This window comes from Paracraurococcus ruber (genome assembly GCF_004353985.1).
GTDB lineage: Bacteria > Pseudomonadota > Alphaproteobacteria > Acetobacterales > Acetobacteraceae > Paracraurococcus > Paracraurococcus ruber.
Genome location: NZ_SMOA01000172.1, coordinates 1 through 12,437 on the forward strand (window position 1 = coordinate 1; position 12,437 = coordinate 12,437).

The window sequence follows — 12,437 nt, forward strand, 5'->3', positions numbered from 1 at the left end:
CCACGGCCCTGGGGGCGCCGCCGCCGCCGCGGAGCAGGTCGCGCATCCGCGGCACCTCCGGCGGCAGGGCGGCATCCTGCGCCAGCGCGGCGTTGAAGTAGCGGCAGAAGCGGTCCACGTGCTTCGCCGTGCCGATCGGGTATTGCAGCAGCTTCCAGTGGTTCTCGGGCCCGTCGTTGCGGCGGAGCCTGCCGGCATTGTAGGCGGCGGCGACCAGCGGCGGGTCGAAGCGGGTCTGCCGCGCCTGGTTCCAGATGTATTTCGTCCCGGCCTCGATCGACCGCTTGGGGTCGCGCAATTCCTCCAGCCGCAGACCCGGCTCGCCCAGCGCCTCCCGCGCCGTGCTCAGCAGCGTCTGCATGAGGCCGAGCGAGACGCTGCCCGGCGTGCGTTCCGGGTTGTCCCGGTCGGCGCCCGGTTCCAGCCGGCGGGCATCCTTGCGGCCGCTGCTTTCCGTGCAGATGGTCGCCACCACCAGCTCCACCGGCACATGCACCTTGCACAGCACGGTGGTCAGCGCCTGCAGGTAGTCGGTGAAGACGCGGGCGACCAGCGCCGCCTCATCCGCCGCCGGCCGCAGGGACGGCACGCCGCCTTGCACCGCCACGCCGCCGGGCCCGACCGTCCAGGCGCTGCCGCCCTTGACGAAGGCATGCGGCGCGGCGAGGGCGGCGACGTCCAGCAGGTCCGTCGCCAGCCGCGGCGGCAGCACCGCGGCGGCGCCGGCCGGGTCCATCAGCTTCGACCAGGTGGCCAGGCCGACCACGCCATCCGGCGTCAGGGTCTGGGCCCGCTGGAAGGCCTGCACCGCCGCCTTGGTGCCCTGGCCGTACAGCCCATCCTGCGCGATCTGCGCCCCGAGCGCGGCCAGCCGCCGCTGCACCGCCAGCACGTCGTCCCCGCGCATCATCGGCGCGGTGAGCCAGAGATTGCGTTCGAGCGTCGCGCTGGGCATCAGGCGCACCCCTTGGCCGTGCGGAAGGCGCCGAGGCTGCCGCGCAGCGTCGTCGCCTTCTGGCGCAGGTCGTCGGGCAGCGGGTCCGCCGGCAGCGCCGCCAGCGCCTCGCTGGACAGGCGGCAAGCGTCCGGCGTGGCGAGGCCGGGGCGCAGCGCCCGCCAGCCCCGGGACTGCGCCTCGAAGAAGGCGGCATAGGGTGCGCCGCGCGGCGTGGCGCGCAGCGCCGGCAGGTCGGCCGCGAGCTCGGCATCGCGGGCCGCGGCGGCGGCAGGGTTCGCCGCGGTGGGCGCATTGTCGCGGTCCGCGCTGCGGGCGAAGGCGAGGCCGACCAGGACCTGCCGCCGATCCTCCGCCTCCGCGCCATCCGGCAGCAGGCCGCGGGCCGCGGTGAAGGCCTCCAGCGCGCAGCGGCGCTGCGCCAGCCGCTCATCCGGGGTCGGCAGCGCCTCCGCCAGCTGCTGGCAGGCGCTGCCGCGCGCCACCTGCAGCCGGACGCAGACCGGATCGCGCGCGTCGCAGGCGATCTGCTCCCCGGCATTCACCCGCGGGTCGGGCTGCCGTTGCATGCGGCCGAGCTGGGCGAGGTCGGACTGGGTCGGGTGGCAGGCGGCTGCGGCCAGGACCAGCAGCAGGACGGGGACGCGACGCATCACGATTCCTCCCGCATCTCGGCGCGCTTCGGCAGCAGCAGCTGCGCCGCTTCCAGCCCCTTGCCGACCAGGCCTGCGACCATCCCGGCGCCGCCCGGCAGCTTGCCGAGCGCCTCCGCCAGGAAGACCAGCTTCTCGATCTGCGCCGCGGCGGCCGGCACGCCGGCGACGGATTGCGCCGCATCGGCCAGGGCGCGCAGCGGGAAGGATTGCGCCGCGCCACCGGCGGCGGCGGGCAGCTCCACCGTGCCGTCGAGCTGCGCCTTCGCCGCCTGGAACACGAGGCCGCTGCGGTATTCCTCCAGCGCCCGCAGCAGCTCGGCCGCCGAGGCGACGTGGTCGGCCAGCGGCACCACCATGCCGCCGCCGAGATCGAGGCCGGTCGCCATCAGCTGGTCCGCCAGGTCGCCCAGCGGGGCGGGGCCGCCGCCCTGGTCGCGCCGGGTCACCAGCCGCATCAGCTCGGTCGCCGCCGCCGCCCCATTGGCGCCGAGGATCGCCGTCATCTGCGGCGAGACGGCGAGCGCCGCGGCGGCCGCCACGCCGTCCACCGCGGGCGGCAGCAGCACGGGGTCGAAGGGCTTGCGCAGCACGGCGGCCTTCAGCGCCTCGAATTTCTGCCGGTCCTGCGCCAGCCTGACCCCGGCCATGACGATGCCGCCGACGATGCCGATGGGCCCGCCGGGGATGCCGGCGATGATCGGCGCGGCGATGCCGGCGGTGCCGCGGATGGCGGCGATGGCATCGGCCAGCACGCCGGGAAGCCCGGCATTCTCCAGCCCGCCGAGCGCTTCCTCCGTCTTCTGCAGCACGCCGCCGATCGCCGCGGGGTCCGGGCTGCCCGACAGAAGCGGGTCGAGCGCGCCGAGCAGCCCGTCGGCGGTCTGGATCGCCTTGTCGGCGCCGGCGATGATCTCGGTGCCGAGGCCGAGCTTGGCCGCGACCTCCGCCACCTGCCGCACCGTCGCCAGCCGGTCGCGCACCTGCCGCAGCTTCTCCTGGCCGGTGGTCACGTCCTCCGGCTTCGTTGCCGTCGGGGACGGGGCGATGGCGCGCTGGGCGCTGATGTCCTGCACGGCGCGGCTAGCCGCCTGGCTCGCATCCGCCGTCTTCTGCACGGCGGCATCGGCGCTGGCCTGGACCTTCTGCACGGCGTCCCGCGCCGCGTCGGTCGTCCGCTGCGCGTCGCTGCTGGTGCGGCTGGTGAAGTAGAAGGTGATGACGATGCCGATGAAGCCGCTGATCGCCTCCACGCTGGTGACGCCGAGCGGCTTCTGCAGCACCAGCACCACCAGGCCGAAGATGATGACGAAGAGCGAGACCAGCGCCCGTATGGACCCGTCCGGCACGCCGAGCGGCAGCTGGAGATAGGCGCGCCAGGCATCGTCCGGCGGGTCGGTCCGCGCCTTGGCGACGACGTCGCGGGCGTTGAACAGCAGCAGCAGCAGGATGACCAGGCCGATGGCGCCGAAGATCCCGACCATCGCCACCAGGATGTCGAGGGCGTTCTGGCGGGCTGTCGGATCCGGCTCCCCGGCGCGGAGCCGCAGGACCTCCGCCTCGGTCGCCAGGAGGCGGGCGCGGAGCTGGTCGGGTGTTTCCGCCCCGGTCAGCGGCTGGCCGATGGTGAGCTGGGTCTGCGCCTGGGCGGGGCGCGCCTGGCCGAAGGCGGCGCCGGGACCGGGGCCGATGGCCGGGCCGAGGAGCAGGCCGAGCGCGAGCAGCATGACCCGGACGGGCATGACGGGCAGCCTCCCCTCCCACCGCGGCGGGAACGTTATCGTCGGCACATGAAACCGGCAACAGGGAAGCGCGGACGCGACCGGCGACGCCGTGCGGTGGCGCACAAGGCGCGCCGGGATGCGGCGCGGCGCCGGTCCCGCACCGCGAGGCTCGCACCGGCGCGTGCCCGCGCCGGTCCGGGCAGCCATCGTCAGGATGCGTGGCCGGCGCGGCCTCGCGGCTTCGGCGCCGCCGCCACGCGGCAGGCATTCGCGGGGACGCGCCGGACGCCGCGTCGCAGGCGCTGCTTGGCCGGGCGGCGGCGTCGCGCCGCGACCCGTCCTACCGCCCGCCGGCGACGTCCAGGATGCTGCCGGTCACGTAGCTCGCCTCGTCCGAGGCGAGGTAGAGCACCGCATCCGCCACTTCCCGCGGCTGGCCGACGCGGCGCATCGGCACCAGCCGGTTCGGGCTGAGCTCCACCGTCTGCTCCATGCGGGCGAAGGCGGCGCGCGTCCGCTCCGTCTCGATCGGGCCGGGTGCGACGGCGTTGATCCGCACGTTGCGGTGCGAGACCTCCAGCGCCACGGCGCGGACGAAGCCGGCGATGCCGGCCTTGGCGGCGGAATAGGCGGCGGCGCCGCTGTCGGCGGCGGACCAGGGCGTGCCATTCCGCGCGCCGGAGGAGAGGCAGACGATGCTGCCCGCCTGCCGCTCCATCATCCCCGGCAGCACCGCCCGGGTGCAGAGGAAGGTGGGCCGGAGGTTGAGGCGGAGGGTGAAGTCCCAGTCCTCCGCCGGCATCTCCCAGATCCGCCGGTTGCGGGCGCCGCCGACATTGTTCACCAGGATGTCGGGCGCGCCGCATTCCGCCTCGATCCGGGCGAAGGCGGCCTGCACCGCGTCCTCCTCGGTCACGTCCGCCGCCTGCGCCAGCACCGGCCTGCCCCGCGCGCGGAGATCGGCCGCGACGCGCTCCAGCGCTGCCCCGTCCAGGTCCAGCAGGGCGAGGCGCGCGCCCTCCTCCGCCAGGCGCTGCGCGATGGCGGCGCCGAGGCCATGCGCGGCGCCGGTGACGATGGCCAGGCGGTCCTGGATGCGGCCCATGCGATGCTGCTCCTACGGATGCGGGTCTGCCGGCCCTGGCAAGCCCGGTGCCAGAGCCGCGAAGCGTCGCTGCCCCAGGCCGTGGCGGCCGGCTTCGCGCGGCGGGCGCCAGGGCGGCGCCCCGAACTACAGCGCCTGCAGCCGGTCGTATTGCGCCCTGGTCCAGCCGACATCCACGTTGTGCAGCGGCACGCAGGCGGCGCGGAAGGCGGCGCGGTCGGGTTCCTGCACCGTCTTGCCCTGCTGCCGGAACCAGGCCGCCAATTCCTGTTCCTGCTGCCGGATCGCCTGGCCGCAGCGGTCGGCGGCCTGCCGCAGCACCTCCGCGAACACGTCCTTGTCCTGCGCCGAAAGCCGGCGCCAGGTGCCGCTGCCGACGATGGTCAGCAGGCTGTCGGTGATGTGCCCGGTCAGCGAGATATGGCTCTGCACCTCGAAGAATTTCTTCGCCTGGATGGTCGGCAGCGGATTCTCCTGCGCATCCACCGTGCCCGACTGCAGCGCCAGGTACACCTCGGCGAAGGCGATCGGCGTCGCGTTGGCGCCGACCGCGCGAGCGAACATCAGGAAGCTCGGCGCCTGGGGCACCCGCAGCTTCAGGCCGCGCATGTCGCCGGGCGCCATGATGCTGCGGTTCGCGGTCACCATCCGGTCGCCGTAATAGGTCAGCGCCAGGGCGTTGTGGCCGGTCTGCCGGTCATAGCCGGCGATCAGCTCCCGGTGCAGGTCGCTGGCCCGGTAGGCCTGGAAATGCGCGTAGTCGCGCAGCGCATAGGGCGCGTGGCTGACCGCGATGGGCCGGAAGCTGGCGCCGGCGAAGGCGACGCCGGTGTAGATCATGTCGACGGTGCCGAGGGTGAGGCCCTGGTTGATCTGCGGCTCGTTGCCGAGGGCGGAGGCGGCGAAGACCTCGATGTTCCAGCGGCCGCCGGTGCGCTGCCCGATCTCCCGCGCCGCCCAGAGCGCTTCCTGGTGATACGGCTCGTTCACCTCGTACACATGCGCCCAGCGCAGCCGCGTGCCCTGCGCGACGGCCGGGTTGCGCAGGGCGGGCGCCGCCAGCAGCGCGCCGCCCAGCATGCCGCCGAGGCCGAGCGCCCCGCGGCGCGTCATCCGGTGATGCCCGGTCATCCGATCCCCCCCCCTGTTTCGTTGCCGGGGGATGCTGCCGGAAGCCGGTGCGGCGCCGCAAGGGTGGCCGCTACTGCCGCGCCGGGAAGGCGATGGCGTACACATCGGCCCGCGTCCCCAGGAAGGGGTCGGCCGAGACCGCCAGCCCGGGCAGTTCCCGGTTCGGCAGGAAGCCGATCCGCCGCTCCGCCATGGCGCTGTCCGGCACCGCCCGGGTGACGCTGATGGTGCCGAGCTCGACCAGCCGCCGGTCCTCGGGCCAGGCGATGGTCGGGTCGTCGGTCACGTCGCCCGGGGCCGCCACCTGCGCCTGCAGCCGGTAGCGCACCGGGCCCATGGCGACGCGCGTCCGCAGCTCGTCGAACAGCAGGTCGGGCGGCAGGCCGGCCAGCGCCTCCGCGCCGCGATAGGCGGTGCCGGCCGCCGGCACCACGCGGAAGCGGACGAAGCGGGTCGCCCCGGCCGCGTCGGTCAGCCGGTAGGCATGCAGGGCGAAGAAGCGCTCGGTGGCGAAGCTTTCCGGCACCGGCTTCGGCAGCTGCACGAAGCGCAGCGCTTCCGGATGCGCGCCGAGGAATTGCGCGATCGGCGTCGGCGCCGGCATCCCCGGCTTCGTCGCCTGCCCGGCCTTCAGCAGCGCCAGGAAGTCCTGCGGCGTCCGGGTCACGAAGACCGGGACGTTGATCATCATCAGGTCGGTCTCCGTCCCGTCCGGCAGGCGGAAGGTGAAGGCCAGGCCGCGCACGGCGGAGGAGGGCGCGGTGTCCGGCACGTCCGGCACGCCGCCGGCATTGGAGAAGCGCAGCACCAGCGTCGAAGGCGTGGACTGCAGGTGCGGCGCCACGGTCAGCGTCGCGGCATCGGCCGACGGCGTGAAGCTGCCTTCGTAGACCGCGCCCTTGGCATGGTTCACCCGCGCGCCGGGAAAGACCCGGCCATTGCCCGCCACCATGGTGTCGTACAGCGCCTGCGGCAGGGGCTCGGTCGCCGGGGCGGTCGCGGTCTGGGCCAGGGCGGGGGCGGCGCCGGCGAGCAGGGCAACGAGGAACGAGGCGCGGGTCAGGCGCATGGCGGCGAGGTCTCCGTTGACGTCGCCGGCACCCTACCGGACGGCAAGGCGGGCGGAACGCACGATGCCCGGCGGGGCTTCCCCGCCGCGACGAGCCAGGGCAATTGGGCGCCAACGACAAGGGAGGAACGCCATGCCGCCTGCCGGACCGGCCCGCCGGACGCTGCTTGCCCTCGGCACCGGGGCGCTCGCCGCCCCCGCGCTGGCCCAGGGGCCGAATCCGGGGAAATTCCCCGACCGGCCGATCCGCCTGATCGTGCCCTGGCCGCCCGGCGGGTCGGCCGATGCGCAGCTGCGCTCGCTCGCCGAGATCTCGGCCAGGGCGCTGGGCCAGCCGGTGCTGGTGGAGAACCGCCCGGGCGCCTCCGGCACGCTGGGCGCGCAGTTCCTGACGACGCAGGCGCGCCCGGACGGCCACACGGTGGGGCAGATGCACATGTCCATCGTGCGCCGGCCCTTCCTGGTCCGCACCCCGCCCTGGGACCCGGTGAACGACTTCAGCCACATCATCGGGCTCTGCGGCTGGATGTTCGGCATCGTGGTGAAGGCGGACGGGCCGATCCGGTCCTTCCAGGACTACATCGCCTGGGCCCGCGCCAATCCCGGGCGGCTGACCTACGCCACCTCCGGCATCGCCACCACCAACCACCTGGCTATGGAGGAGATCGCGGCGCGCGAGAAGATCGACATCGTCCACGTGCCCTACCGCGCGTCGAACGAGGCGGCGGTGGCGGTGGCGTCGGGGGAGGTGATGAGCGTCGCCGACAGCTCCGCCTGGGCGCCGCTGGTGGAGGGCGGGCAGCTCCGGCTGATCTGCGCCTGGACCGCGGAGCGGTCGCCGCGCTTCCCGGATGCGCCGACGCTGCGCGAGCTGGGCCATGACATGGTCATCACCTCGCCCTACGGGATCTCGGGCCCGAAGGGCATGGATCCCGGCGTGGTGCGGGTGCTGCACGACGCCTTCCATGCCGCGCTGATGGACCCGGCCAATGCCGCGGTGCGGGCGCAGTTCGACATGCCGCTGGAATACTACCCGACGGCGGAGTACCGGCAGTTCATCGCCCGCCGGGCGGAGTACGAGCAGGCGATGGCGCGGCGGCTGAACCTGCGGATCGACTGACCCCCGCCGCCCCTCGGGACGGGCCTGCGCCCCGGCCCGGTGCGCGCGCCGCGACCGGCGCCGCCGACGCGCCGCCGCCGTCAGGCGGCGCGGATGCCGGCGAGGAAGCCGTCCACCTGGCCGCGCAACGCCTCGGACCGGCGGGCCAGCGCCTCCGACGCGCCCTGGACCTTCGCCGCCGCCTCGCCGGTGCGGCCGGCGCCTTCGGTGACCCCGCCGGCATGCCGCCCGACCTCCTCGGTGCCGGCAGCGGCCTGGGCCACGGCCCGGCCGATCTCCCGCACCGCCGCCGCCTGCTCCTCGGCCGAGGCCGCGACCTGCGCGGTCAGCCCGTCCATCCCCTCGACCGTCCGGGCGATGCCGCGGATCGCCTCCACCGCCCGGGCGGTCTCGGATTGCATGGCGGCGATCTGCTGGCCGATCTCCTCGGTCGCCCTGGCGGTCTGCCCGGCCAGGGTCTTCACCTCGCTCGCTACCACCGCGAAGCCCTTGCCGGCCTCGCCGGCCCGGGCCGCCTCGATCGTGGCGTTGAGGGCGAGGAGGTTGGTCTGGCCGGCGATGTCGCCGATCAGCCGCACCACCTCGCCGATCCGCTGCGCCGCCTCGGCCAGAGCGCTGATCGCCGCGTCGGTGGCGCGGGCATCGGTGGCGGCGGCGCGGGCGACCTTCGCCGTTTCCGCGACCTGCCGCGCCACTTCGGCGATGCTGCCGGTCACCTGGTCGACCGCGGCGGCAGCCGCCTGGACATGCGTGCTGGCCTGGCCCGAGGCGTCGGCCAGCGAGGCGGCGCGGGCGCTGCCATCCTCCGCCGCGCCCTGCATGGCCCGGGCCGTCCCGTCGAGTTCGGTCGCCGCCATGGCGACGACGCGCAGCGCCTCCCCCGCCTCGGCCTCGAAGCCGCGGACCAGGCGCTCCACCCGCTCGGCGCGCGCCTGCCGCGCCGCCTGCTCCGCCGCCACGGCGGCCGCCATCCGGTCGCGCTCCGCCACCGCCTGGCGGAAGCCCTCGACCGAGCGGGCCATGACGCCGATCTCGTCGCCGCGGGCCGTCCCGGGCACCGCGCTGTCCCGGTCGCCATCCGCCAGCGCATGCATGCGGGTGGCCAGGGCGCGCATCGGCCGGGCGGCGCCGCGGGTGATCAGCACCACCACGGCGGCGGCCGACAGGCCGAGCGCCGCCGCCAGGGCAAGCCAGCCCTGCAGCAGCGCGGTCTCGGCCCGGTCCCGCGCCGCCGCGGCCAGGCCGGCCTGGGTGGCGACATTGGCGTCCACCTGGTCCTTCAGCGCGTCGCGCAGCCCGTCCACCACCCGGTCCACGTCGCGGCGGATGATCTCCACCGCGCGGTCGCGCTGCCCCGCCGCCAGCGCGTCGCGCACGGCGGCGGCGTGCCGCTCCAGCTCGGCATGGCGGGCGCGGTTGGCCGCGGCCACCGCGCGCTGGCCGGGATCGCCGGCCTCGAATTGGCGGATGCGCGTCTCGAAATTGCCGAACTCGGCCTCCACCTCGCGCCACAGGGCGGCACGGGCGGCGGGATCGGCGGCCTCGATCACCATGCGGTTCAGGTGGCGGCCGACGATCTGGAAATGCCGCTGCGCCCGCGCCAGGGCGATGTAGCCCGGCCCCCGCTCCTCGGCGATGACGCGATAGGCCTCGTTCAGGCGGTGCGTCTCGGCGGTCTGGTGCAGCGTGGCGCCGATCGCCGCGGCACCGAAGATCCCCAGCACCAGGAAGCCGCGCAGCGTCATGGGCACCGAGGCCGCCCAGGCGGAAAACCCCTTGGGCACCGCCCCGGGCACCCCGGCGGCCGGGGCCGCCGCGGGTGAGGAAGACCCGGTTGCGGGCGGGGCGGATGGAAGCACGGCGGGACCTTTCTGTGAACTTCTTGTAACCTGGATGCGGGTAGAGATAAGTTGTCGCCGGTAAACGCCGCCTGAAGGCCGCGCGCGGCTTGCCGCAGGGCCGCGTTGCGCCTCAGCTGCGTCCGGCGTCGCCGGCGGCCCGCAGGGGCGGCGCGGCGCCGGGAAAAAGACCGCCGGGAGAGAGACACCGCATGATCCGCATGACCCGCCGCGCCGCGCTCGGCCTGGCGGCTGGCGCCGTCCTCGCGCCCCCCGTGCTCGCGCCGCTGGCCAGGCCGGCCCTGGCGCAGGGCCGCTTCCCCAACCGCCCCATCCGCTTCCTGATCCCCTGGCCGCCCGGCGGCAGCCTGGACGCGCTGCACCGGCAGATGTTCGAGATCATGAACAAGGATCTCGGCCAGCCCGTGGTGATCGAGAACCGGCCCGGCGCGCGGGGCACCCAGGCGGCGATCTTCCTGGTGAACCAGGCGCAGCCGGACGGCTACACCCTGGCGCACCACCACCTGTCGATCCTGCGCCACCCCTTCCTGACGAAGCAGAAGACCTGGGATCCGGTCGCCGACTTCACCTACATCATGCAGGTCAGCGGCTTCCTGTTCGGCACCGCGGTGCGCAGCGACGGGCCGTACAAGACCTTCAAGGACCTGATCGAGGCGGCGCGGCGCCGCCCTGGCCATGTCACCTTCTCGACCAGCGGGATCGCCACCACCAACCACCTGGCGATGGAGGAGATCTGCGAGCGCGAAGGCGTGCAGATGACGCATGTGCCCTTCCGCGGCAGCCAGGAAGGCGTCACCGCCCTGCTGGGCCGGCAGATCGACGTGGTGGCCGATGCGTCGTCCTGGCGGCCGAATGTCGAGGCGGGGGAGCTGCGCCTGCTCTCGGTCTGGACGCGGGAGAGGCTGGCCGCCTTTCCGGACACGCCGACCCTGCACGACCTCGGCTACGGGATGACCGTCACCTCGCCCTACGGGATCACCGGCCCGAAGGGCATGGACCCGGAACTGGTGGAGATCCTGCACCGCGCCTTCCGCAAGGCCTGGGAGGACGAGGCGAGCCAGGCGATCGTGAAGCGCTGGGACATGCCGCGGGAATATCTCGGCCCGGCCGACTACCTGGCCTTCGCCCGGCAGCGCGCCGAGTACGAGAAGCGGATGGTGGCCCGGCTGAACCTGTCCATCGACTGAGACCGACGGCCGTCGATCCCGACCGATCAACGGCCCCCCGATCGCCGGGCGGCTGGCGCCGCAAGCCGCGACGGCGCGGCAGGCGCCGCGGCGCCCGGCATTCATGGAACATCCATGCCGCTGGCATGGGGACCTGGCCGGGCCGGCGCCGCGGCGCGATCCGGCGGCGCCTGTCCGCCCCGGCGGCGCAGGCGTCCTGGCCGGCAGGCAAGGGTGCCCAGCCGGCGCAGCGCCGCTGACCTTCCGGGCCAGCCCCCGATGACGGGCATCACGCCGCGGCGAGCATCGGCCGGCACGGTCACGCCGGCCCGCCCTGGCTCGTCTTCCCCGCGACAGGGCGGCGCGCGTCGCCTGGGGGGAGACGGGCGGCATGCGGATCGTGGTCATCGGCGGCAGCGGGCTGATCGGGACGAAGCTGGTCGCGCGCCTCGCCGCGCAGGGGCATGCGGCCATCGCCGCCTCGCCCCGCTCCGGCGTCGACACGCTGACGGGGAAGGGGCTGGACGCGGCGCTGGACGGCGCGGACGCGGTGGTGGATGTCGCCAACAGCCCCCGCCTCGACGGCGATGCCGCGCTCGATTTCTTCCAGCGCTCCGGCCGCAGGCTGCTGGCGGCCGCGGCGGCGGCGGGCATCCGGCACCATGTCGTGCTCTCCATCGTCGGGACCGACCGGCTGCAGGAGAACGCCTATTTCCGCGCCAAGCAGGCGCAGGAGGCGCTGGTCCGCGCCTCCGGCCTCTCCCACAGCATCCTGCGCGCCACGCAGTTCTTCGAATTCCTCGCCGGCATCGCCGATGCGATGACGGTGGATGGGCGGGTGACGGTGCCCGTCGCGCCATTCCAGCCGATGGCGGCCGAGGACGTGGCCGCCGCCCTGGCCGAGGTGGTCGCCGCGCCGCCGCGCGACGCGATCATCGAGGCCGCGGGGCCGGAACGCGCGCCCTTCGCCGACTTCGTCGCCCGCCTGCTGCGGGCCATGGGCGACCCGCGGCCGGTGCTGGCCGATCCCCGGGCGCGCTATTTCGGCGCGGCGATCGACGATCGCTCCCTCGTGCCGGACGCGGCGGCCTGGCGCGGCCCCACCCGCTTCGCGGACTGGCTGGCCCGCGCCTGACCCGCCCCACCCCGAAGGAGACCCGCCATGCGAAACGCCCTGATCCTGTCCGCGCTGCTGCTCGCCGCGCCCGTCCTTGCCCTCGCCCAGGGCCTGGCGCCGGGCGAGGCGCGGGTCACGCCGGTCTTCGACCATCCGCTGCCGGACCTGCCGGGCCGCAGCCTGCGCGGCGTGCTGGTGGAATACGGGCCGGGCGGCGCCTCGCCGCCGCATGACCATGCGCCCTCCGCCTTCATCGCCGCGACCGTGCTGGAAGGCGCCATCCGCAGCCGGCTGAATGACGGGCCGGAGCGGGTCTTCCGTGCCGGCGAGCATTTCGTCGAGCATCCCGGCGACCACCATGCGGTCAGCGCCAATGCCAGCGACAGCGCGCCGGCGAAGCTGCTGGCGGTCTTCGTCGTGAAGACGGCGGAGACGGTGCTGACCACCCCCGCCCGGCGCTGACGGCACGGGGCGCCGCCCCGCCGATGCCGCGGGGCGGCCGGGCGCGGTCAGGCCGCGATGCGCGTCCGCCGCGCCA

The 12,437-nt window shown here is 74.8% G+C and carries 11 protein-coding genes; 4 read left to right on the top strand and 7 right to left on the bottom strand.

Annotated features, from left to right (window positions below; genetic code table 11):
* From E2C05_RS22430 to E2C05_RS22455, 6 genes are all read right to left on the bottom strand, one after another.
* Positions 1 to 955: peptidoglycan-binding protein (locus tag E2C05_RS22430; RefSeq protein WP_133221877.1), on the bottom strand; the 955-nt coding region annotated here is incomplete at its 3' end.
* Positions 955 to 1,608, bottom strand: a complete 654-nt coding sequence (locus E2C05_RS22435) for a hypothetical protein (RefSeq protein ID WP_133221878.1) — start codon at positions 1,606 to 1,608, stop codon at positions 955 to 957. The genes E2C05_RS22430 and E2C05_RS22435, both read right to left, overlap by 1 nt.
* Positions 1,608 to 3,350 carry a hypothetical protein gene (locus E2C05_RS22440; RefSeq protein ID WP_133221879.1) on the bottom strand — a complete coding sequence of 581 codons (1,743 nt, stop codon included), beginning with the start codon at positions 3,348 to 3,350 and terminating at the stop codon, positions 1,608 to 1,610. Before E2C05_RS22440 ends, E2C05_RS22435 begins: the two co-directional genes overlap by 1 nt.
* Positions 3,351 to 3,672: 322 nt before the next feature.
* Positions 3,673 to 4,437, bottom strand: coding sequence for an SDR family NAD(P)-dependent oxidoreductase (locus E2C05_RS22445; protein WP_133221880.1), 765 nt, complete (start codon positions 4,435 to 4,437; stop codon positions 3,673 to 3,675).
* A 126-nt stretch (positions 4,438 to 4,563) separates the two neighbouring features.
* Entirely contained in the window at positions 4,564 to 5,568 is a 1,005-nt protein-coding gene (locus E2C05_RS22450; protein ID WP_240046832.1) for a sialic acid TRAP transporter substrate-binding protein SiaP, read from the bottom strand.
* Positions 5,569 to 5,638: 70 nt separating this feature from the next.
* Positions 5,639 to 6,637 carry a catalase family peroxidase gene (locus E2C05_RS22455; protein WP_133221881.1) on the bottom strand — a complete coding sequence of 333 codons (999 nt, stop codon included), beginning with the start codon at positions 6,635 to 6,637 and terminating at the stop codon, positions 5,639 to 5,641.
* Between the two features lie 133 nt (positions 6,638 to 6,770).
* Here E2C05_RS22455 and E2C05_RS22460 point away from each other — a divergent pair, with 133 nt between their 5' ends.
* Positions 6,771 to 7,757, top strand: coding sequence for a tripartite tricarboxylate transporter substrate binding protein (locus tag E2C05_RS22460; protein ID WP_133221882.1), 987 nt, complete (start codon positions 6,771 to 6,773; stop codon positions 7,755 to 7,757).
* 80 nt (positions 7,758 to 7,837) lie between these two features.
* On the opposite strand, the gene E2C05_RS22465 is transcribed toward E2C05_RS22460, so the two are convergent.
* Entirely contained in the window at positions 7,838 to 9,541 is a 1,704-nt protein-coding gene (locus tag E2C05_RS22465; protein WP_133221883.1) for a methyl-accepting chemotaxis protein, read from the bottom strand.
* A 266-nt stretch (positions 9,542 to 9,807) separates the two neighbouring features.
* Here E2C05_RS22465 and E2C05_RS22470 point away from each other — a divergent pair, with 266 nt between their 5' ends.
* From E2C05_RS22470 to E2C05_RS22480, 3 genes are all read left to right on the top strand, one after another.
* Positions 9,808 to 10,803 (top strand): tripartite tricarboxylate transporter substrate binding protein, encoded by a 996-nt coding sequence (locus E2C05_RS22470; RefSeq protein WP_133221884.1) that lies wholly within the window; start codon positions 9,808 to 9,810, stop codon positions 10,801 to 10,803.
* Positions 10,804 to 11,173: 370 nt separating this feature from the next.
* Positions 11,174 to 11,917, top strand: a complete 744-nt coding sequence (locus tag E2C05_RS22475) for an SDR family oxidoreductase (protein WP_133221885.1) — start codon at positions 11,174 to 11,176, stop codon at positions 11,915 to 11,917.
* Between the two features lie 27 nt (positions 11,918 to 11,944).
* Complete coding sequence (locus tag E2C05_RS22480) at positions 11,945 to 12,361, top strand: cupin domain-containing protein (RefSeq protein WP_133221886.1); 417 nt, start codon at positions 11,945 to 11,947, stop codon at positions 12,359 to 12,361.
* Positions 12,362 to 12,437 lie beyond the last annotated feature (76 nt).